The organism is Mycobacterium sp. 4D054, from assembly GCF_052245755.1.
Taxonomy (GTDB): Bacteria; Actinomycetota; Actinomycetes; order Mycobacteriales; family Mycobacteriaceae; genus Mycobacterium.
Map to the genome: position 1 here is coordinate 97746 of NZ_JBQQCF010000015.1, position 21385 is coordinate 119130.

At 69.4% G+C, this 21385-nt stretch carries 18 protein-coding genes and 2 tRNA genes; 12 read left to right on the top strand and 8 right to left on the bottom strand.

The window, feature by feature from the left end:
* Nucleotides 1-18: 18 nt before the first annotated feature.
* Together ACTWP6_RS13405 and ACTWP6_RS13410 are read right to left on the bottom strand one after the other, a co-directional pair.
* Complete coding sequence (locus tag ACTWP6_RS13405; RefSeq protein WP_443187947.1) at nucleotides 19-903, bottom strand: hypothetical protein; 885 nt, start codon at nucleotides 901-903, stop codon at nucleotides 19-21.
* Nucleotides 904-1073: 170 nt separating this feature from the next.
* Nucleotides 1074-3059 (bottom strand): TPM domain-containing protein, encoded by a 1986-nt coding sequence (locus ACTWP6_RS13410; protein ID WP_443187948.1) that lies wholly within the window; start codon nucleotides 3057-3059, stop codon nucleotides 1074-1076.
* A gap of 73 nt (nucleotides 3060-3132) precedes the next feature.
* On the opposite strand from ACTWP6_RS13410, the gene ACTWP6_RS13415 reads away from it, so the two are divergent.
* From ACTWP6_RS13415 to ACTWP6_RS13425, 3 genes are read left to right on the top strand one after another with little or no spacing between them, the layout of a single operon-like run.
* Nucleotides 3133-4407, top strand: coding sequence for a deoxyguanosinetriphosphate triphosphohydrolase (locus ACTWP6_RS13415; RefSeq protein ID WP_260754093.1), 1275 nt, complete (start codon nucleotides 3133-3135; stop codon nucleotides 4405-4407).
* A 4-nt stretch (nucleotides 4408-4411) separates the two neighbouring features.
* Nucleotides 4412-6355, top strand: coding sequence for a DNA primase (dnaG, locus tag ACTWP6_RS13420; RefSeq protein ID WP_443187949.1), 1944 nt, complete (start codon nucleotides 4412-4414; stop codon nucleotides 6353-6355).
* Nucleotides 6356-6412: 57 nt separating this feature from the next.
* Entirely contained in the window at nucleotides 6413-6706 is a 294-nt protein-coding gene (locus tag ACTWP6_RS13425) for a DUF7155 family protein (protein ID WP_260754085.1), read from the top strand.
* On the opposite strand, the gene ACTWP6_RS13430 is transcribed toward ACTWP6_RS13425, so the two are convergent.
* Nucleotides 6703-6954 (bottom strand): hypothetical protein, encoded by a 252-nt coding sequence (locus ACTWP6_RS13430; protein WP_443187950.1) that lies wholly within the window; start codon nucleotides 6952-6954, stop codon nucleotides 6703-6705. The genes ACTWP6_RS13425 and ACTWP6_RS13430 overlap by 4 nt on opposite strands.
* 156 nt (nucleotides 6955-7110) lie before the next feature.
* Between ACTWP6_RS13430 and ACTWP6_RS13435 the strand changes: the two genes are divergently transcribed.
* Nucleotides 7111-7186, top strand: a tRNA-Asn gene (locus ACTWP6_RS13435).
* Nucleotides 7187-7514: 328 nt separating this feature from the next.
* Nucleotides 7515-8006 (top strand): LppP/LprE family lipoprotein, encoded by a 492-nt coding sequence (locus ACTWP6_RS13440; RefSeq protein WP_443187951.1) that lies wholly within the window; start codon nucleotides 7515-7517, stop codon nucleotides 8004-8006.
* Between the two features lie 6 nt (nucleotides 8007-8012).
* Here the strand turns inward: ACTWP6_RS13440 and ACTWP6_RS13445 are convergent, their stop codons facing one another.
* On the bottom strand, nucleotides 8013-9974 hold the full coding sequence (locus ACTWP6_RS13445; protein WP_443187952.1) for an acyl-CoA dehydrogenase family protein: 1962 nt from the start codon (nucleotides 9972-9974) through the stop codon (nucleotides 8013-8015).
* A 102-nt stretch (nucleotides 9975-10076) separates the two neighbouring features.
* On the opposite strand from ACTWP6_RS13445, the gene ACTWP6_RS13450 reads away from it, so the two are divergent.
* Nucleotides 10077-10838: a VIT1/CCC1 transporter family protein gene (locus ACTWP6_RS13450; RefSeq protein WP_443187953.1), complete on the top strand. Its 762-nt coding sequence runs from the start codon at nucleotides 10077-10079 to the stop codon at nucleotides 10836-10838.
* On the opposite strand, the gene ACTWP6_RS13455 is transcribed toward ACTWP6_RS13450, so the two are convergent.
* Both ACTWP6_RS13455 and ACTWP6_RS13460 read right to left on the bottom strand, forming a co-directional pair.
* A complete protein-coding gene (locus ACTWP6_RS13455; protein ID WP_443187954.1) occupies nucleotides 10839-12053 on the bottom strand; it encodes an MFS transporter in 1215 nt (404 codons plus the stop codon).
* Nucleotides 12054-12090: 37 nt separating this feature from the next.
* The gene (locus ACTWP6_RS13460) at nucleotides 12091-12531 is read right to left on the bottom strand and encodes a MarR family winged helix-turn-helix transcriptional regulator (protein ID WP_260754077.1); all 441 of its coding nucleotides are present in this window, start codon (nucleotides 12529-12531) and stop codon (nucleotides 12091-12093) included.
* A 105-nt stretch (nucleotides 12532-12636) separates the two neighbouring features.
* Here ACTWP6_RS13460 and ACTWP6_RS13465 point away from each other — a divergent pair, with 105 nt between their 5' ends.
* The 6 genes from ACTWP6_RS13465 to ACTWP6_RS13490 all read left to right on the top strand — a co-directional run bounded on the left by ACTWP6_RS13465 (nucleotide 12637) and on the right by ACTWP6_RS13490 (nucleotide 19397).
* A complete protein-coding gene (locus ACTWP6_RS13465; RefSeq protein WP_443187955.1) occupies nucleotides 12637-14682 on the top strand; it encodes an ATP-binding cassette domain-containing protein in 2046 nt (681 codons plus the stop codon).
* Nucleotides 14679-15524, top strand: a complete 846-nt coding sequence (locus ACTWP6_RS13470) for an energy-coupling factor transporter transmembrane component T family protein (RefSeq protein WP_396884580.1) — start codon at nucleotides 14679-14681, stop codon at nucleotides 15522-15524. The genes ACTWP6_RS13465 and ACTWP6_RS13470 overlap by 4 nt, the downstream gene beginning before the upstream one ends.
* Nucleotides 15525-15543: 19 nt before the next feature.
* Nucleotides 15544-17058, top strand: a complete 1515-nt coding sequence (locus ACTWP6_RS13475) for a TldD/PmbA family protein (RefSeq protein WP_260754075.1) — start codon at nucleotides 15544-15546, stop codon at nucleotides 17056-17058.
* A 4-nt stretch (nucleotides 17059-17062) separates the two neighbouring features.
* Complete coding sequence (locus tag ACTWP6_RS13480; protein ID WP_443187956.1) at nucleotides 17063-18436, top strand: metallopeptidase TldD-related protein; 1374 nt, start codon at nucleotides 17063-17065, stop codon at nucleotides 18434-18436.
* A 7-nt stretch (nucleotides 18437-18443) separates the two neighbouring features.
* The gene (locus ACTWP6_RS13485; RefSeq protein WP_443187957.1) at nucleotides 18444-19286 is read left to right on the top strand and encodes a carboxymuconolactone decarboxylase family protein; all 843 of its coding nucleotides are present in this window, start codon (nucleotides 18444-18446) and stop codon (nucleotides 19284-19286) included.
* Between the two features lie 37 nt (nucleotides 19287-19323).
* A tRNA-Ile gene (locus tag ACTWP6_RS13490) sits at nucleotides 19324-19397 on the top strand.
* Nucleotides 19398-19440: 43 nt separating this feature from the next.
* Here ACTWP6_RS13490 and ACTWP6_RS13495 read toward each other — a convergent pair.
* Nucleotides 19441-20217 carry a nucleotidyl transferase AbiEii/AbiGii toxin family protein gene (locus ACTWP6_RS13495; RefSeq protein ID WP_260754071.1) on the bottom strand — a complete coding sequence of 259 codons (777 nt, stop codon included), beginning with the start codon at nucleotides 20215-20217 and terminating at the stop codon, nucleotides 19441-19443.
* A complete protein-coding gene (locus ACTWP6_RS13500; protein WP_260754069.1) occupies nucleotides 20207-20860 on the bottom strand; it encodes a type IV toxin-antitoxin system AbiEi family antitoxin domain-containing protein in 654 nt (217 codons plus the stop codon). The genes ACTWP6_RS13495 and ACTWP6_RS13500 overlap by 11 nt, the downstream gene beginning before the upstream one ends.
* Nucleotides 20861-21385: the final 525 nt, after the last annotated feature.

Here is a 21385-nt window from a genome sequence, read left to right on the forward strand (position 1 = left end):
CACGAAGTTCACGCACGCTCAGGCCGCCATCCGGCGCATCAATGCGTTCTCGATGCGCCGCACCATGACCGCAGGGTGGTTGCGGACGTCGTCGGACACCACCGACAGCATGCTCCAGCCGATCTCCTGGAGTGCGGCTCGTTTCTGACGGTCCCGGGCGAACCGCTCCGGGTCGCTGTGCCAGTCGAACCCGTCGTACTCGACCGCGAGACTGGCGTCCGGCCAGGCGAAGTCGACGCGCCACATCCGCCAACTGCGGTCGACGAGCTCGTGCTGCAACAGGGGTGCGGGCAGCCGGCCGTCGATCATGGCCAGCCTCGCCTCGCTCTCCATCGGCGATTCGGCCCGAGGGTCTGCCAGCGGGATGAGGTCACGTACCGCCACGATGCCGCGCCGACCGGCCTGCGCCTTGGCAGCGATCGTCAGCTCCCGCCGGTCGCAGCTTCTACTGCGTAGCGCCGCGTCCAGCGTCGCCAACGCCCGTGGCCGCCGGAGGGACCGTGCCACCTCGACGGCGGTCCACGCCGCTGCAGTCGCCGGGCGGCCGTCCGCCACGCTCAACGGGGCACCGTCACGCCGGTGAACGACGAGGCCGTCGCAGTTGCGCAGTTGGTGTCTCGGCGGATTGAGCGCATGGATGTCCCGGGTGTCCTCGGTGTCGAAGCCGTACGCGGCGGCCGCGGTGCCCAGACATATCGCGACGGGCTCGCCGGCCCGCAGGTCAAGGCCGCGCAGTCGCGTCATCGTGTCCGGTTCCACCCGGCTGTACACGCCGGGCCACACCTTGATCAGACGGCCGTCGCGGATCTCGATGTCCAGCCGACTGCGGCTGCAGAAATGCAGCAGCTGGCCGGATGTCGCGACGCCCCCCTGCGCGTCGAAGAGCTCGTCGAACGCGTTCATGGTCACGATCGTCAGCCGGCGACCCGGCTTCACAGCGCGCCGGGCTGCCCGCCTGTGGATGAAATCGCGGTTGGGGATGAACAGCGCCCGACGAGCGTGCGTGAAGTTCGGATAAGTGGCGGCGTGGCGCCCGCAGACACGCACGCTCGCGGGCGAGGCGACGAGGGCGGTTAGAAGCGGCCGCCGCCTCCGCTGAAGCCGCCGCCGCCGCCGAAGCCCCCGCCGCCGCTGAAACCGCCGCCGAAGCCGCCTCCGCCGAACCCACCACGCAGCGCGCCCGAGAGCAGGTTGCCGATCAGGATGCCGCCGATCACCGCGCCCATCTGACCGCCCCCGCCCCCGCCACCGCCGTACGGGCCGTTGAAATGCCGCTGCGCGGCGGTGACGTCCGAGTTGGCCAGCGACTGGGCCTGCGCGGCGAGCATCGCTGCGCCGTTGGCGTGGGCGATGGCCTCGTTCAAGTTCGTCTCGCGCTTGTCGCGAGCGGCCTGCAACTGGCGCACCGCCTCCGCGAGCCGGGTCCGCGCCTCCGGCCCGATCGCCCCGCGTCGGGTGTCGATGTAATCCGACACCGCCCTCACCCGCGACTGCGCGTTGAACAGCGCCTGGTCGAAGGTCCGGCTGAGCCTCTCGATGGTCTCGCGCTCCTGCGCGACCTCGGCAAGCAGCCGGTCGAGTTCCGCGTCGGCTTGGGTGAGCTGGGTGAACGCACCGAGAGGATCGCTGCTGCCGGTGCTTTGCGCGTGCGAAACCGCTTGCACGGCAGCATCCCTGGCCGCGCTCAGCTCGGTGGCCACCGCGACGTTGCCCTGCCCCAGCTGCGCCCCGGCCTGTTTGATGCCGTTCTGAATGTCGGCGATGACGGCGGGTAGGCCGGTCACCGCCCGGTTGATGTCAGTGGACGCGCTGTCGACGGCGTCGAGCAGGGTGCGGGCCTGTCCGAGCGCGGCCTCCGCGGCGTGGATGGCGTCGACCAGGCCGCCCTGCTTGTCGGCGGGCCGGGACACCAGTCCCCGGGCCGTGCCGATGCTCTCGTCGGCGAATGCCAGCCGCTGCCGGGCCTCGTCGATGTTGTCGGCCACCGAAACCAGTGCGGTGTCGGCGAACTGGGACTTCAGGTGCTCCAGGGTCTGTTCGGCCGGTGTCAGCCGGGCGGTCAGGTCGACCATCTGCTGGGTCAGGGTGTCCAGCCTGCTGGGCGCGTTGATCACCAGATCCCGCAGTTGCGCGAACGCCTCCCGCTGCGCTTCGAGTTCCTGGTCGGCCTTCGCCGCGGCGACGATGACGCGGGTGAGCAGATCGCGGCGCTGCATCGGGGTCTCCGGCACCGCGTCGTCGAGGATGTGCCGCACGTTGAGCGCCTGGGCCAGCGTGGTTTTCGCGTTGGCCACCGCCCGGGTGAACGCCGCGGTGTCGTGCTCGCCGAACTCCTCGACGGCCAGCGCCAATTCGCTCTCGCTGGTGCGCACCTCGTTGTCCACGTCGACGACGATCTTGCGGGACAGGTCGTCGAGCGCATCCAGCGGGACCGACGCCAGCGCGTTCGGGTCCGACGGGTCCACCCGCTGGGCCGCCTCGAATTCGGCCTTGCGGCGCTTGCGCCGGCGGCGGCGCTGCCACACCACCAACAGTGCCAGCGCCAGCGCGATGACGGCCAGGGCGACCAGCACGCCGACCCAGCTGACCGAACCGCCGCCACCGCCGGCCAGTCCCTCGGCGGCCGCGACGGCCGCGCCGGCCCAGTCGCCGTTGCGCAGCAGTGGTTCGACGTCGTTGGTCCGGACCTTATCCACGTCGACACCGCGCACCGCGTCGGTCGGCGCCAGCAGCGCGTAGGCCCGGTCGACGGTCGCCACCGCCAGGATCGCGTCCCGATCGCCGAGATCGCTGCGCTGGTAAGTGGTCTGGGCCCACGTCTGCGCGTCCTGGCCGGAGAAGTCCTCGACAAACACCACCCACAGCCGGAGGCGCTTCTCGTTGTACAGCCGGTCGATCGCGGCCTGCACCTCGGCTTTCCCGGCCGCGTCGAGCGCGCCGGCATTGTCGGTCAGGTAGGTGGGCAGCCGCAGCGGCGGCTCGGCGGCGGCCCCGGGGGCGCAGAGAAGCCCCAAGGTCAGGATGGCGAGCAGCATGGTCAGCAGGCGGGCGACGCGCATGTCCGCCAATGTAGTGCGGCACACCCGGACGGCTGCGTTTACCGGGTGATCACCCCTGGCAGACTGTGCTTCGGTGAGCCCACGACTGCAGGACAGCTACGACGCGTTCGACCGCCAGCGCTTGGTGGCCGAACCGGCGAAGAGCGCCGGCCTGCCCGGGACCGACACCGAGCACCGCTCCGACTTCGCGCGTGACCGGGCCCGCGTCCTGCACTGTGCCGCGCTGCGCCGGCTCGCCGACAAGACCCAGGTGGTGGGCCCGCGCGACGGTGAGACGCCGCGCACCCGGTTGACGCATTCGCTGGAGGTGGCCCAGATCGGCCGCGGGATGGCGATCGGTCTGGGATGCGATCCGGACCTCGTGGATCTCGCCGGTCTGGCGCACGACATCGGCCACCCGCCCTACGGGCACAACGGGGAACGCGCCCTCGACGAGATCGTCAAGGCCTTCGGCGGTTTCGAGGGCAACGCCCAGAACTTCCGCATCCTGACCCGGCTCGAGCCCAAGGTGCTCGACGAGCACGGGCGCAGCGCCGGCCTGAACCTGACCCGGGCATCGCTGGACGCGGTGGCGAAGTACCCGTGGTCCCGTGAGGGCGGCCGCCGCAAGTTCGGGTTCTACGGCGACGACATGGCCGCAGCGCAGTGGGTGCGCGAGGGCGCACCCGCCCGGCAGCCGTGCCTGGAGGCGCAGGTGATGGACTGGGCCGACGACGTGGCCTACTCGGTGCACGACGTCGAGGACGGTGTCATCTCCGGCCGCATCGACCTGCGGGTGCTGGCCGACGCCGACGCCGCCGCCTCGCTGGCCCACGTCGGCGCCCAGTCGTTTCCGTCGCTGACCCCCGACGATCTGATGGAGGCCGCCGCGCGGCTCTCGCAGGTGCCGGTGGTGGCGGCGGTGGGCAAGTTCGACGGCACCCTGTCCGCGTCGGTGGCGCTCAAGACGTTGACCAGTGAGTTGGTCGGACGGTTCGCCAACGCCGCGTTGACCGCCACCCGCGAGGTTGCCGGCCCCGGGCGGTTGCGCCGGTTCGACGCCGAGCTGGCGGTGCCCAGCCTGGTGCGCGCCGAGGTGGCGCTGCTCAAGACCCTCGCGTTGCAATTCATCATGTCCGACCACCGGCACCTCCAGATCCAGGCCGATCAGCGCAACCGGATCCACGAGGTGGCGCTGGCGCTGTGGGGGCAGGCGCCGGGCAGCCTGGACCCCCAGTTCGCGGCGGAGTTCGCCGCGGCCCCCGACGACGGCGCTCGCCTGCGGGTGGTTATCGACCAGATCGCCTCCTACACCGAGGGGCGACTGGAACGAGTGCACGAAGCGCGCTCGCCCCGGCCTCTAGACTGAGCGGGTGGCGGCCGAAGCGACTCGAGGACGGGGCAGGATCCCCGACCGCGACATCGCCGCCATTCGTGAACGCGTCAACATCGAGGACGTCGTCGGCGACTACGTGCAGCTGCGCCGGGCGGGCGCCGACTCGCTGAAGGGGCTGTGTCCGTTCCACGACGAGAAGTCCCCGTCGTTCCACGTGCGTCCCAACCACGGCCACTTCCACTGCTTCGGCTGTGGCGAGGGCGGCGACGTCTACGCGTTCTTGCAGAAGATCGAGCACGTCAGCTTCGTGGAGTCCGTCGAGTTGCTCGCCGACCGCGTCGGCTACACCGTCACCTACACCGGCGGCGCGAACACCAACGTCCAGCGCGACCGGGGGAGCCGCAGCAGGCTGCTGGCCGCCAACGCGGCCGCCCAGGAGTTCTACGCCGAACAGCTTCAGAGCGACGAGGCCGCGGCGGCGCGCCAGTACCTGCTCGACCGCAACTTCGACGCGGCGGCGGCCACCACGTTCGGTTGCGGTTTCGCGCCGTCGGGTTGGGACACGCTGACAAAACACCTGCGGCGCTTGGGCTTCGAGTTCAAGGAGCTGGAGGCCGCCGGACTCTCGAGAGAGGGCCGGCGCGGCCCGATGGACCGCTTCCACCGCCGGTTGCTGTGGCCGATCCGGGCCAGCGGCGGCGAGGTCATCGGGTTCGGGGCCCGGCGCATCTTCGACGACGACCCGATGGAAGCCAAGTACGTCAACACCCCCGAGACCGTGCTGTACAAGAAGTCCTCGGTGCTGTTCGGGCTCGACCTGGCCAAGCGGGACATCGCCAAGTCGCACCGTGCGGTGGTGGTCGAGGGCTACACCGATGTGATGGCCATGCACCTGGCCGGGGAGACCACCGCCGTCGCGTCGTGCGGCACCGCGTTCGGCGACAGCCACCTCGCGCTGCTGCGCCGGCTGATGATGGACGACAACTGGTACCGCGGCGAATTGATCTTCGTGTTCGACGGCGACGCCGCGGGGCAGGCCGCCGCATTGAAGGCGTTCGACGGGGACCAGCAGGTGGCCGGAAAGTCCTTCGTCGCCGTCGCCGCCGACGGGATGGACCCGTGTGACCTGCGGTTGCGCTCCGGCGACGGTGCGCTGCGTGACCTGGTGGCGCGCCGTATCCCGATGTTCGAGTTCGCCGTCCGCAGCCTGATCCCGGCCGGCGACGTCCTGGACAACGACCCGCAGGCCAAGGTTGACGCGCTGCGCCAATGTGTCCCGCTGGTGGCCCGGATCCGCGACTACGCGCTACGCGACGAGTACGCGAGGCGCCTCGCGGGATGGACAGGCTGGAACGACGAGGGACAGGTGCTCAGCCGCGTGCGTGAGGAGGCGACCAGGCGGGGCATGCCCGAACGCTCCCGCCGCCGTGGAGCCGCCGCCGAGCAGGCGCCGAACGCCCGGAGTGCGCCCGCCCCGCAGATGGCCAGGCCGGACCCGGCCGATCCGACGTTGTGGCCGCAGCGCGAAGCCCTGAAGTCGGCGCTGCAGTACCCGGCGCTGGCCGGGCCGGTGTTCGACTCGCTGGCCGCGGACAGCTTCACCCATCCCGGCTACGCCGCGGTGCGCGCGGCCGTCGAGGCCGCCGGCGGCACCGGTTCAGGCATCACCGGCGCACAGTGGATCGAGAGGGTGCGCGACCGGGTGGCCGGCCCGGAGACGGCGAGCCTGGTCAACGAACTCGGCGTGGAAGCCATCAACGCCGACGACGAGCGGCTGCCGCGCTACATCGGCGGCGTGCTGGCCCGCCTGCAGGAGGTGTGGATCGGCAGGCAGATCGCCGAGGTGAAGTCGAAACTGCAGCGGATGTCGCCGGTGGAGCAGGGCGACGAATACCACGCGCTGTTCGGGGACCTCGTGGCGATGGAGGCCTACCGGCGCAGCCTGCTGGAACAGGCCAGCGGTAACGACCTGACTGCGTGATGCCGATAGGCGGGTTATGGTGGTCGCGTTGAACCGTCGGGGAGAAGGTGGGTTGTGATGGGCAGGATCCAGGGCAACAGGATGCGGCTGATCGCCGGGGCCATCGCCGCCGCCGCGGTCGCCGTCCCTCTCTACGCGGTCGCCGGCGTGAACGCCGCGGAGGCCAACGCCGGGCCGCGCTGCCTGGCGTGGTTCGGCAACAAGGAGGACGGCAACTGCCTGTCCTACTCCAACGGTTCAGGCGCCACGATCGGCACCCCGCAGATCGGTTTCGGTGACAACGGCTTCGGTTTCTACACCGGCCCGCTGCTGCCGGGCACCACGATCAGTCAGGGCATCGGCGGCAACTAGGGGTTCTTCCTCACCATCGGCTCCGGCTCGAGAACCTCGGTGCCGGAGTCGATGCGTGTCAACTTCACCATCGCCGGGTCGGGGGACACCCGCTCGGCGATTTTGCGTCGCCCGGCTTCGATGACGGCCTTGGCCGCCGGGCTGCCGGTGACGGCCCGGTAGGTGCCCGCGATCTGCTCGAAACGCCGCCGGCCGGCCTTCGTTCCCATCACGTAGCCGACGGCCGCTGCGGCGACATACCCGATCACAGGGCTCCTCCCGGAGGTCTCGAAGTGAGGTGACGTGTCGGGTTCCATCCTGCCTCACGACGGGCTGTACGCGCCGGGCCGGGAGCGCATTGGCACCGTCGCGCCGACGTAGGCTAGAGTGCTCTCTGGCCCGCGGCGCAGACCGCGGGAGGGCAATCCCCTGTAGCTCAATTGGCAGAGCATTCGGCTGTTAACCGAAGGGTTGCTGGTTCGAGTCCAGCCGGGGGAGCCATCAGTTCCCGCCCACCGCCCTGGGCGGTTTCCCGCCCGGGGGCAGTCGGCGAATCTCCTGTGGCCTCGGTGGGAACCCCCTGTCACGGCACGTCCGCACCGCAGTCGGGTGGATACGCTCCTCGCACCGACGCAAGCCTCCGATACTGAGTGTCAACGGGTTTCGCGTCCTACGACGACTACGGGAGCGACGCTCGCCACCATGTCCTTCTCGCCCCCGGTGCGCGCCACGGCGCCCTGTGGTGCTGCGCCGTGGGGCGGCTGCGGATAAGACGCGCGCTCAGAAGCGCTTTGACGGTTGCCCGCCGCGCCCGCATATTCTGAGGCGCATGCGAGTTGCGCGCCTTCAGGGCAGTCATGTGGCGCTGGCCGTGCTGGTCGCCGGCGTGACGGCCGCCGCCGGATGTGGCTGGAGTCCCCCGGCGCCGGCGCCGACGAGTGTGGCCGCCGACTGCGGCCCGGGCCCGACCCCGCAGGCCATCGAGTCCGAATTGTCGCTGCTGCCGCCGGGGTCGTGGCGTGAGACCGCCCGCGGCAGCGCCGCAGACTGTCGGCTGCAGTGGGCGGTGGTGACCTCCGGCGATCAGCCCGACAGCCCGCAGCAGGTGTTGTTCTTCGACGGTGACGAGCCCGTCGGTTCACCGACGATGGACCCGCGGCCCTACATCACCGTGACCCCGCAGGGCCAGCACGACGCCGTCGTGCAGTACCAGTGGCGGCAAGGCCGGGACGAGCCGTGCTGCCCGACCGGTATCGGCACCGCCAAGGTCACACTCGAGGAGGGCAGGCTGACGGTCCTGGACCCGATACCGGGGCCCTGACGTCCGCTAGATGGTCCCCGCGCTGGTCGCGTTCTGCGGGGTGTGCTCGTCGGCGTCGGGGATGTGCTCCGGGTGCAGCATCTCGGCATAGCGCAGCTGCTCGGGGATGCCGAATCCGTCGACGAGCATCTCGGCATAGGGGCGTAGGCGCCGGCAACGGTCGTTGATGCCCCGGGTGACGGCCTTGGCGCGCTCGGTGGACAGGAACCGGTGCTCGACGAACCAGGCCTTGTCCTCTTCGATCACCGACAACGCGTACAGGTCGCACACCATGCCCAGGATCTCGCGGGCCAGGCGGTCCTGGCAGGCGTCGATGCCCGCGACGAAGGCCTCCAGCACGATGCGGTCGATGTGGGCCTGCGCGACGTGCAGCACATGGTCCTGCACCGAGTTGAACGCGTCGAAGGCGCTCATCTCCTTGGCCTTGCTCTGCAGCCGCCGCGCCACCGACGAGATCATGTACTCCTCGCGGTCCTCGAACATCTGGACCTGCGTACCCCGGTTGAAAAGGCTGCCCTCTTCCTCGTTGTCCTGCCGGGTGTCCAGGATGGTTTGCATGATCGTCTGTGCCGCAGTGCGTTTGAGCACCCGCTCACCGGCGAAGTTGGCCGCGAAGCGTACCCACTCGACCGGGCTCATGCCCTTGATGTCGTCGGCGTAGGCGGTCAGCAGCTCCTTGGCCACCAGCTGGAACAGCACGTGGTTGTCGCCTTCGAACGTGGTGAACACGTCGGTGTCGGCCTTCAACGCGATCAACCGGTTCTCGGCGAGATAGCCTGCGCCGCCGCACGCCTCGCGGGCCTCCTGGATGGCGCGGGTGGCGTGCCAGGTGTTGGCCGCCTTCAGGCCCGCGGCGCGGGATTCCAGCTCGCGCTGCTCCTCGGGGTCTGGGTCGTCGGCGGTCTGCAGTTCGTGGCAGCGGGCCACCAGCTCATTTTGAGCGAACTGCAGCGCGTAGGAGCGGGCGATCAACGGAAACAGCCGGCGCTGGTGGACGAGGTAGTCCATCAACAACACCTCACCGCCGTCGGGATCGGAGAACTGCCTGCGCTGCAACGCATACCGGGTCGCGATGTCGAGAGCGACGCGCGCGGCCGCGCCCGCGCTGCCACCGACGGTGACCCGACCGCGGATCAGGGTGCCCAGCATCGTGAAGAAGCGGCGGTTGGGGTTCTCGATCGGGGAGCTGTAGGTGCCGTCGGCGGCGACGTCGGCGTACTTGTTCAGCAGGTTCCCGCGCGGTACCCGGACGTTGTCGAACTGGATGCGGCCGTTGTCGACGCCGGGGAGCCCACCCTTGTAGTGGCAGTCCGACGTCGTCACGCCGGGCAGGTCGTTGCCGTCGTCGTCGCGAATGGGCACCACGAAGCAGTGCACGCCGTGCGTGACGCCGTCCGGGGTGATCAGCTGCGCGAAAACCGCTGCGACCCGGGCGGTCTCGGCTGCGCCGCCGATGTAATCCTTGCGTGACGAGGGGGTGGGGGAGTCGATGACGAACTCCTCGGTGGCGGGGTCGTAGGTGGCCGTGGTTTCCAGCGACTGGACATCGCTGCCGTGACCGGTCTCGGTCATCGCGAAACAGCCGAGCAGCTCGAGGTCGATCAGCTTCTTGACGTACGCCTGGTGGTGACGCTCGGTCCCCAGATTCTCGATGGCGCCGCCGAACAGACCCCACTGCACGCCGGCCTTGACCATCAACGACAGGTCGCTCATCGCCAGCATCTCGATCTGGGTGACCGCGGCGCCGACGTCGCCGTTGCCGCCGTGCTCCTTCTTGAAGCCGTCCTCGGCCGCGCCGCGGGCGGCCATGATCTTCATCTGCTCGGCGACTTTCGTGCGCGCGATGACGGTGTTCGGGGTGTAGTGCGGCCGGAAGATTGCGTTGCTGAGTTCCTGTCGCACCCGGTTCTTCACGTCACGGAAACGGCCGTCGAGTGAGTTGCGCAGATGCTCCGCGGTGGTGGTCATGATGCGACGGTAGCCCTCCGGGCGTGACCGCAAACTGTGATGTGGCAAACCCAGGTAAACCTCATCACCGGGGTGGTGGCGTGCCGGTGTTCAATCAAGCCCATGACGCAGCCGTCCGAGGGGCCGTCCGAGGCGCCACTGCAGGGGCCTCTGTCCCCGACCGGCAAGCCGCACGTCGCCGGCCATCGACATTCCGATGTGACCGGAGGTTGGTTGCGCGCGGCGACATTCGGCGCGATGGACGGTCTGGTGAGCAACACCGCCCTGATCGCGGGCGTGGCCGCCAGCGCCGACGCGCACACCGTCGTCATCAGCGGCGTGGCCGGATTGCTGGCCGGCGCGTTCTCGATGGCGCTGGGGGAGTACACGTCGGTGACGACGGCGAACGAGCAGATCGAGTCGGAGGTGCGGGTGGAGCGCCGCGCGTTCAAGAACTATCCGCAGGCCGAGCGCGCCGAGTTGGTGGCGATGCTGACCGACATGGGGATGAGCCCGGAGACCGCCGCCAAGGCCACCGAGGAGATCCACCGGGACGAGCACAAGGCCATGAATTTCCATCTCGTGCAGGAGCTTGGGGTGGATCCCCGCGAGAAGCCGTCGCCGTGGGTCGCGGCGATCTCGTCATTCTTCCTGTTCGCCGTCGGCGCGATCATCCCGTTGATTCCGTATCTGCTCGGCTACGAATCGCTGTGGGCCGGTCTGGCGTGCGGCGGGGTCGGGCTGCTGCTGGCCGGGGGCGTGGCGGCGCGCTTCACCCGCCGGCCGCTGATCTGGGCGGCGTCGCGGCAGCTGCTTCTCGGCGGCGTGGCGATCGCCGCGACCTATCTGGTCGGTTATCTGATCGGCGCTGCGGTGACCGGGTGATCAGCTGTCGCTGCCCACGGTGACCGCGCGCGCCTGATCGGTGAGCTCGTCGAGTTCGCTCTCCTCGACGTCGATGTGGCGCAGATGTCCGCGCGTCGCGACGAGGACGCCGGCCGCCAGCAGCAGCGCCGCCGTGCCCACCCAGAACGGCAGATGCACGTTCACCTGCTCGCCGAGCACGCCGGCCAGCCACGGCGCCACGGCGGCTCCGCCGAAACGCATGAAGCTGTAGGCCGCCGACGCGACACCGCGTTCGACGGGCGCGGCCTTCATCACCGTCTCGGTGATCAACGTGTTGTTGATGCCGATCCACAGTCCGGCGATCACCACGCATGTGGCCAGGACGGCCTTGCTGTCGGTGCCGACGGCCATCACGGCCAGGGTCAGCGCCATCGCGACCAGGTTCACCAGCAACGTCGGCACGGTCCCGAAGCGGCGCTGCAGGCGGGGTGCGACGAACACCGAGGTGAACGCCAGCGCGACACCCCATCCGAAGAAGATGAACCCGATCTGGTGGGCACTCAGGTCGAGCGGGAACGGCGTGAACGCCAGCAACGTGAAGAATCCGAAGTTGTAGAGCAGCGCGGTCACTGCCACCCCGAACAGGGCGCGGTGGCGCAGGGCGCGGAACGGGTCGGCCAGCGTCGTGGCGCGTTCGGCGCGGGGTGTGGCCGGAAGCAGGAACGTGGTCACGACGAGCGCGACGACCATCAGCACGGAGACCCCGAAGAACGGGCCGCGCCACGAGATCGAACCGAGCACGCCGCCGACCAGCGGGCCGACCGCGATGCCGACACCGAGTGCGGCCTCGTACAGGATGATGGCCTGCGCGACCGAACCTTTGGCCGCGTTGACGATGGTGGCCAGCGCGGTCGCGATGAACAGCGCGTTCCCCAGGCCCCACAGCGCCCGCCAGCCGACGATGCCCATCACCGAGTCGCTCATCCCGGCCAGGCCGGCGCCGGCGATGATGATCACCAACCCGAGCAGCAGCGTGCGTTTCGGGCCGATCCGGCTGGACACCACGCCGGTGACCAGCATCGCGACCCCCATCACCGCCATGTAGCTGGTGAACAGCAGCGACACCTGTGACGGCGTCGCGTCCAGGTTGTCGGCGATCGGCTTCAGGATCGGGTCGACGAGGCCGATGCCCATGAACGCGACGACGGAGGCGAACGCGACCGCCCAGACTGCCTTGGGTTGGGAACGAAGCATAGGAGAACTATATAGATCTCCAATGCATCGGCTCAAATCAGCGCGTCCCCGGACCCTGGGTCGTGGCGTCCTCGATGATCCGGCGCATGATGTCCACCGCGCCGGCCAGGCAGTCCCGCTCGGCGTCGGTCAGCCGCTCCAGGTGCGGGTCGATCGCCGCGCCGCGGTCAGCGCGAGCCTGCCGCAGCGCCGCGACGCCCTGCGGGGTGATCCGGATCAGCACCGCCCGTGCATCGTTCGGGTCGGCCGTGCGGGTGACCATGCCGGCGTCCTCCAGGCGGCGCACCTGTGTGGTCATGGTCGGTTGAGAGCAGTGGTCGAGTGCGGCCAGATCGGAGATCCTGGCCTCGCCGCGGTCCTCGATCGTGGACAGCAGGCGCGCCTGCGCGAAGGGCACCGGCATCCGGACCCGCTGATTGGCCAGCCGGTTGATCCGGGCCACCACCGCCAGCAGATCGGATCCGAGCGTCGTCGACATGCGCCCATGGTTACATAGGCGGGGCTATGTAAATCAAGGCGGGCCGTGGTCTCGGTCACAGCCCGGGCTGTCTGCCCGCGGCGGTACGACTGGCAGAATCGTGTGATGACATCGGCCGGACCGGAGCGCGTCCTTCGACGGACCGGCCCGCTCCAACCGGTCGAACTGGCCCAGGCCGCCGTCATGGCCGCGCTGTGCGCGGCGATCGCGATCATCGCCGTCGTGGTGCCCTTCGCCGCCGGACTGTCGCTGCTCGGGACCGTACCGATGGGGCTGCTCGCCTACCGATACCGGCTGCGGGTGCTGCTCGCCGCAACGGTGGCCGGCGGGATCGTCGCCTTCCTGATCGCCGGAATGGGCGGCTTCATGACCGTCGTGAACTGCGCCTACATCGGCGGCCTGACCGGGATCGTCAAACGTCGCGGCCGCGGCACACCGACCGTCATCGCCTGCGCGCTGGTGGCCGGCGCGTTGTTCGGGCTCGTCATCGTCGCCGCCCTGGCCGTGTTGAGCCGGCTGCGCAACCTGATCTTCGAATCCGTCACCGCCAACATCACCGGTCTGGCCGCGGTCCTCGAGCGCATCCCCGGCCTGGAGAGTCTCGCCGCGCGGCTCACCCGCGATTTCGCCACCGCGCTGCACTACTGGCCGTTCCTGTTCTTCGCCTCGGGCGTCGTCAGCATCACGTTCGTCAGCCTGGTGGGCTGGTGGGCGCTGTCGCGGGTGTTGGGCCGCCTGCTCGGCGTGCCCGACGTGCACAAGCTGGAAGCCCCTACCGACATCGGCGCCGTGGCTCCGGTTCCCCTGGAGCTGCGCGACGTCCGCTTCCGTTACCCCAACACCGACCACGACGCCCTCGGCCCGGTCTCGTTGCAGGTCCGCCCCGGGGAGCATCTGGCGGTGACCGGCGCCAACGGCTCGGGCAAGACGACGCTGATGCTGGTGTTGTCCGGGCGCGAACCCACCGCCGGGACCGTGGAGCGCCCGGGCGCGGTCGGATTGGGCAGGATCGGCGGCACCGCGGTGGTGATGCAGCATCCGGAGAGCCAGGTGCTGGGCACCCGTGTCGCCGACGACGTGGTGTGGGGCCTGCCGCCGGGGGCCGCCATCGACGTGGACCAGCTGCTCGCCGAGGTCGGGCTCGACGGGTTCGCCGAGCGCGACACCGGCGGACTGTCCGGTGGCGAACTGCAGCGGCTTGCGGTCGCCGCCGCGCTCGCCCGCGACCCGGCGCTGCTGATCGCCGACGAGGTCACCAGCATGGTCGACCAGGACGGCCGCGAGGCGCTGATGTCGGTGCTGTCTGGGCTGACCACGCGGCATCGGACCGCGCTGGTGCACATCACCCACTACAACAACGAGGCCGAGGCCGCCGACCGCACGGTGATGCTGGCCGGCAACGGCGCCGCCGACAACACCGAGATGGTCGAGCAGGCGGAGGTGCCGGCACCGGCGGCAGCTCCCGACGCGACGCGAGGAGTCCCCGTCCTCGAGCTCGTCGGCGTCGGCCACGAGTACGGCAGCGGGACACCATGGGCGAAGGCCGCACTGCAGGACATCGACCTCACGGTGCACGAGGGCGACGGTGTGCTCATCCACGGCCTCAACGGCTCCGGTAAGTCCACACTGGCCTGGATCATGGCCGGCCTGACCGTGCCCACCACCGGCAGTTGCCTGCTCGACGGCAAACCGGTGTCCGAACAGGTTGGGGCCGTGGCGATCTCATTCCAGGCCGCGCGGCTGCAGCTGATGCGCAGTCACGTCGCCCACGAGATCGCCTCGGCCGCGGGATTCTCGGTGCGCGACAGCGACCGGGTCATCGCCGCGCTGGCCAGCGTCGGACTCGACCCGGGCCTGGCGATGCGACGCATCGACCAGCTCAGCGGGGGCCAGATGCGTCGGGTGGTGCTGGCCGGTCTGCTGGCACGCTCACCCAGGGCCCTGATCCTCGACGAACCGCTCGCCGGTCTGGACGCCGAATCACAGCGGGGTCTGTTGCGGCTGTTGGAGGATCTGCGCCGCCGAGAGCGCCTGACCGTGGTGGTGATCTCCCACGACTTCGCCGGCCTCGAGGAGTTGTGCCCGCGCACAGTGCATCTGGAGAACGGTGTGCTGAGTCCCGCCCCGGCCACCGCGGGCGGACGGCCGTGACCGCCGCGGAGCCGCGCAAGCCGCGCCGCCAGGTGGTGCTGCTGCGGCCGGTGCCCGGGGACACTGTCATGCACCGGCTCTGGGCGGGCTCGAAGCTGCTGATCGTCGCGGGGATCGGGGTGCTGCTGACGTTCTACCCGGGCTGGGTGCCGATCGGGGCGGTCGCGCTGCTGGTCGTCGTCGGCGCGGTCATCGCCCGCATCCCGAGGGGCGTGTTGCCCACCATCCCGGGCTGGCTGTGGTTCCTGCTGCTGCTGGGCGGGGTCACCGCCACCTTCGCCGGCGGAAGCCCGGTGCTCGACTTCGGATCCGTCGAGATCGGCCTGGGCGGGCTGTTGAACTTCCTGCGCATCACCGCGCTGTCGATCGTGCTGCTGGGCTTGGGCGCGATGGTGTCGTGGACCACGAATGTGGCCGAAGTCGCGCCCGCGGTGGCCAGGCTCGGCCGACCGCTGCGCGCGCTGCGCATCCCGGTCGACGACTGGGCGGTGGCGCTGGCGTTGGCGCTGAGAGCATTTCCGATGCTTGTCGACGAGTTCAGCGTGCTGTACGCCGCGCGGCGGCTGCGCCCGCGCGAGGTGGACGGCCGCCGCGGTCCCCGGATCCGGCAGCGGTTGTCCAGCCTGATCGACCTGCTCGCCGCCGCTGTCACGGTGGCGTTGCGCCGCGCCGACGAGATGGGCGACGCGATCACCGCGCGGGGCGGGGCCGGACAGATCTCGGCCGTCCCGTCCGGGCCCAAACGCCGCGACTGGCTGGCGTTCACCGTCGTGATCGCGGTGTGCGGCATCGCACTCGCGCTGGAGCTGACCGTCCTGGGCACCAGCGCCATCCAACGCTGAACCACTACGGTGTGAAGGCGTGACAGCCCGAACCGTCGATCCGGACTTCCTTGCGCTGCCGCGCCACGCGCTCGCCGATGCGGCCCTGACCGCCGCGACGCAGGCGGGCGCCAGCTACGCAGACCTTCGCATCCACGCCATCACCACCGAGTCCGTGCAGTTGCGCGACGGCGCGCTGGAGACCGCGGTCACCGATTACGCGATCGGGCTGGCGGTGCGGGTGATCGTCGACGGCACTTGGGGGTTCGCCTCGCACGCCGAACTGGACACCGCTGCCGCCGCCGACACCGCCCGGCGCGCCGTGCGGATCGCCACCACGCTGGCGCCGTTGAACGCCGAGCGCATCGAACTCGCGCCCGAGCCGGTCTACCGGGACGTCTCCTGGGTGTCGGACTATCGGATCGACCCGTTCGGGGTCCCGGCCCGGGACAAGATCGCGGTGCTGGAGGACTACTCCGGCCGGTTGCTCGCCGCCGACGGGGTGGATCACGTGTCGGCCTGGCTGAACGCGGCCAAGGAGCAGACCTTCTACGCCGATACGTTCGGTTCGGCGATCACGCAGCAGCGGGTACGGGTGCTGCCCAGCCTGGACGCCGTGTCCGTCGACGCGGCGGCCGGGTCGTTCGAGTCGATGAGCACGCTGGCCCCGCCGACCGCGCGGGGCTGGGAAGCGGTGGCCGGTGACGAGGTCTGGGACTGGTCCGGCGAATTGGCCGAACTGCCGACGCTGCTTGCCGAGAAGGTCAAGGCGCCCAGCGTGGTTGCCGGCCCCACCGATCTGGTCATCGACCCCACGAATCTGTGGCTCACCATCCACGAGTCGATCGGCCACGCCACCGAGTACGACCGCGCGATCGGATACGAAGCCGCCTACGCCGGAACGTCGTTCGCCACCCCGGACAAGCTCGGCCGGATGCAGTACGGCTCCCCGGTGATGAACGTGACCGCCGACCGGACCGTGCAGCACGGACTTGCGACAGTGGGCTTCGACGACGAGGGGGTGCGCGCGCAGAGCTGGGATCTGGTGCGCGACGGGGTGTTCGTCGGATACCAGCTCGACCGTGTGTTCGCGCCGCGGCTCGGAGTGGGCCGGTCCAACGGCTGCTCGTACGCCGACTCCGCACATCACGTGCCGATCCAGCGGATGCCCAACGTTTCGTTGCAGCCCGGACCGGAGGACCTCGGCGTCGCGGACCTGATCGCGCGGGTGTCCGACGGGCTGTACATCGTCGGTGACAAGAGCTGGTCGATTGACATGCAGCGCTATAACTTCCAGTTCACCGGTCAGCGCTTCTACCGGATCCGTAACGGCAGGCTCGACGGCCAGGTGCGTGACGTCGCCTACCAGGCGACCACCACCGATTTCTGGGGTGCGCTGGAAGCTGTTGGCGGACAGTCCACGTGGCGTCTCGGTGGGGCATTCAACTGCGGCAAGGCCCAGCCCGGTCAGGTGGCCGCCGTCAGTCACGGCTGCCCGGCGGCACTGTTCCGGGGTGTCAACGTGCTGAACACGCGTGAAGAAGGCGGGCGCTAGACACATGATCGGAGCACAACTGGTAGTCGAGGTTGCGCTGAATGAGGCGCGCAGGCTCGGCAGAGCCGACGAGACCATCGTGCTGGTGACCGACCGGGTGGATGCGTCGCTGCGGTGGGCCAACAACACGATGACCACCAACGGTGAATCGACCAGCCGCACCACCACCGTCATCTCGGTGGTGCGCAATGGCGAGGACGCCCACGTGGGGTCGGTGCGTTCCAGTGCTGTAGACCCGGCCGTCATCACCGATCTGGTGTCCGCATCCCAGAACGCGGCGGCGACGGCGCCGCCCGCCCGCGACAACGCCCCGCCGCTGCCCGGCGGGGACACCCCGGCCGACTGGGACGCTGGCATCCCGCGCACCGGCGCGGAGGTGTTCGGCGGGGTGGCACAGGCTCTGGCGCAAGGCTTCCGGGGCCGCGACACATTGTTCGGTTTCGCCCGCCACGAACTGGAGACGACGTTCGTCGCGACCTCGACGGGTCTGCGCCGGCGCTTCACGCAGCCGACCGGCTCGGTGGAGATCAATGCCAAACGCGACGGGGCCAGCGCATGGAGCGGGGTCAGCACCCCCGACTTCTCTGACGTGCCAGTGGATTCCATGCTCGACGACCTGGCGACGCGGTTGTCGTGGGCGCAGCGCAGCGTCGAACTGCCGGCCGGCCGGTACGAGACCATCATGCCGCCGTCCACTGTGGCCGACATGATGATCTACCTGATGTGGTCGATGGGCGGTCGCGGCGCTCAGGAGGGCCGCACGGCGCTGGCCGCGCCGGGCGGAGGCACACGGGTGGGGGAGAAGCTCACGTCGCTGCCGCTGACGCTGTACTCCGATCCCCGCGCGCCGGGGCTGGAGTGCTCGCCGTTCGTGACGGCGACGAGTTCGTCGGAACGGTCGTCGGTCTTCGACAATGGCATGGCGATCGACCGGGTGGACTGGATCCGTAACGGAACCGTCAACGCGCTGGCCTATCCGAGGGCGGCCGCGGCGGAGTTCGGCCAGCCGGTGGCGGTGGCGGCGGACAACCTGTTGATGACCGGCGGCACGGCGAGCCTGCAGGACATGATCGCCGGCACCGAGCGGGGGCTGCTGCTGACCACGCTGTGGTACATCCGTGAAGTCGATCCCTCGGTGCTGCTGTTGACCGGGCTGACCCGCGACGGCGTGTACCTGATCGAGGACGGCAAGGTCGCCGCCGCGGTCAACAACTTCCGTTTCAACGAGAGCCCACTGGACCTGCTGCGCCGGGCCACCGAGGCCGGCGTCAGCGAGGTCACGTTGCCGCGTGAGTGGGGCGACTGGGCCACCCGCGCCAGCATGCCGTCGCTGCGGATCCCCGACTTTCACATGTCCTCGGTCAGTCAGGCGCAATAATGCGCTGGTGACCGATCACGAGTTGCCTAAGCGGCTGGCAGACATGGCCGCGCTGTCTTCCGGTGAGCCGCGCGCGGACACGCTGATCCGGCTGACCTGCGGGCGGGCGCTGTCGCTGCCGCCGTTGCCGCCCCCGGTCGATCTGGCCGACGAACACACCGAGCGTGATGCCGTGCTCGTCGCATTCGCCGAGCAGTTCACCGTCGACGTGACCGGCATCGGGGACAATCAGCGCCAGCGCTTCCTGAAAGCATTCGGGGACAACGCTTTTCGGACGGTGGTGGCGATCTATGTCGCCGACTTCCTGCCGCGGGTGTGGGCCGGGTGCGACGCGCTCGGCATCGGTAAGCCCGGGTGGCGGGCCGAGATCCAGCTCGACACGCAGACCGATCCGGTCGGTGCGGTGCTGGGTGGGTTCGTGCCCGCGGTGGCGCGGTTGCGCGAGTTGGACCCGGTCACCACGGAGGTGGTGCGGCTGCGCGGAGCCGAGGCGCACGACTGCCGGCTGTGCAAATCGCTGCGCGAAGGTCATGCGCTCGACGCGGGCGGGTCGGAGGAGCTGTACCGCCAGATCGCGGACTTCGAGACGGCCGACGGGCTGACCGCCGCGCACAAGGCGGCGCTGCGCTATGTCGACGCGCTGATCTGGTCGCCGTCGCGCATCGATGCCGGGGTCGCCGATGAGGTTCGCCGGCATTTCTCCGAGACGCAGCGGCTGGAGCTCACGCTGGACGTGATGCGTAACGCTGCGAACAAGATCGCGGTGTCGCTGGGAGCCGATGCGCCGCGGGTGGCCGAGGGCACCGAACGCTACGAGGTCGACGAGCGGAGCCAGACGATATTCGCCTGACCTGCCGTGTGCGACCATGGTGGCCGCACATCGTGCCGGGGCGGTAGCTCAGTCGGTTAGAGCCGTGGACTCATAATCCATTGGTCGCGGGTTCGAGCCCCGCCCGCCCCACGTCAGAGGGTGTTTTTCAAGATCGAATCTTGGAACTCATCGTTTATTCACCGTTTATGACGGTCTTCGCAGGTCGTATGGCCTGTCGCCAAGCCTCGCGCACCGCGACGAGGGCTTCGGCTGCGGAGACGTTGAGGCGGGTCTGTCCGGCCAGCTGCGCCTGCCACTCGGCGTCCGTCGGGGCCCGGTCGAACATGCGCAGCGTCGGCGCCTTGTTGGTTGGTCCGTACCGCCGAAACAGCGCGGCGGCCTTCGCGTCGATAGCACCGACCCGGCTCAGCGCCCACAGGTCCCAGAGGTCGCGGGCTGCGTGCCGGTCCGTCCATGTCGCCGTCTTCGACGCCGCGAACGCGGGGAGGGTCGGCACAAGCAGTTCAGCAGCGGGTGCGTCCGCATAGCGCTGAAACAGAGCGCGGCGTTCCGTCGGCCAGACGACCCGGTCGCGTGCGGAGAGCAGTTGGAGGCGGACCGGGCGTCCGTCCGACGGGCGCAACAGCACCGGCAGGGTGTCTGCAGTACCGCTGAGTGCGGGTTCGACGGTCAGCCGGCCATGGGTGCGCGCGACGGCGCGGGAGAGTGTGGCGTCGAGCTCGGCGGCCAACTCTTTGCGGCTGCCGATGGCGATGAGGTCGATGTCTTCACTGAGCCGTCCGTCGGGGAGGTGGGTGCGTGCCAGGGCGGTGCCGCCGATGAAGTGGAGGTGGTCACCGAACTCACGGCTGAGGAACGCGAGGATGTGGGAAATGAGGTGGTCGCGCTCGACTTGTTCGGTGGACACGCCGAACTGCGTTGCGACCGAATCGCGTTCGTCAGGATCCATGAGCAACCCCTGCCCAGTCTTCTGCCCGACGCAGGGAAGCCAGGCGGCGCTGTGCGGTGGCGAGCTGGCGCAAACGGTCTGGATCCGCTCGTGCGTAGAGGGCTTCGACGGCGGCGGGGACGTCGGCTGCGCTGTCGCCGAGGGTGGGACGGTGCGCGAGGTCGAGGATGGTTTGTTCGGGCGTCGTTGCCAGTGTGGGGCCCAGGTCAGTGCGGACGCGTTCGGCGTCGAGTTCTGCGGTGTTGCGTTTGACGAACCGTACGACCGCCGGCCGGTCGGTGAGTGTGATGGGGCGGTGTTGGCGCGGTACCGCCACGATGGCGGTTGCCAATGCACGAGGAATCGCGCCGTGCAGGCGCGCGGCGCTGAGTCCCATGACGACGATGTCGTCATGGCCGTAGATCGTCGTGGCGATTCCGGCGGCGGCGACTTCCAGATCAGGAATCCATTTGCGGCCCAACATTTCTTGGGGAATGACGACGTAGTAACCGTTGGCGAGGCGATGGAGCAGGCCGCGCTCGTGGAGCCGCGCGATCTCGGGGCCCGGGTATGCGTAGGTGTCCTCGGCCTGCCCGGTGCGGAAGGTACGCAGTGGGCGCGCGGCGAGGCCGGCGGGGACCGCCGTGCTGTGTCGCCTTGCCATAATCCATCCTCCATTATGCGAATCATAGGCTATTAACCTATAAAATGCATACTTTTCAAGTTTATTGACCGTCGGGATCTTCGACTGCGCGGTCGAGCAGATCGGCCACTTGTGTACGGACCCGGCCGCGGCTCATGTAGCGGGTCTTGAGTCATGCTCATCCGCCCAAGGCGTCACCGCCGACACCAGCCACGCCGTCCTCGGCGAAAGCGCCACCCGAAACCTGCTCTACGTAGCCATGACTCGCGGCCGCCAACATAGTTATTCCTCTGCGTCACTTGACGCTGCGGTCTGCCGTGCATCGCATGCGTCGTCTGTGCTGGGGCAGCGCTGGTCGAATTGGCTAATCCCGCGGCGCTGAGCGTCCGATTAACGCAGTAACAAGCGCGGCCTGACACTTAGCCTCGATCCACCGATGAATCGCCTGTTCGGAGGGTGTTGATGTAAGGAAAGTGCCCTTTGAGCTGGGATGATTGGAGTTACCACACTTCGATCAGCCCACGTTCAGAAAGGCACTTCCGGTGC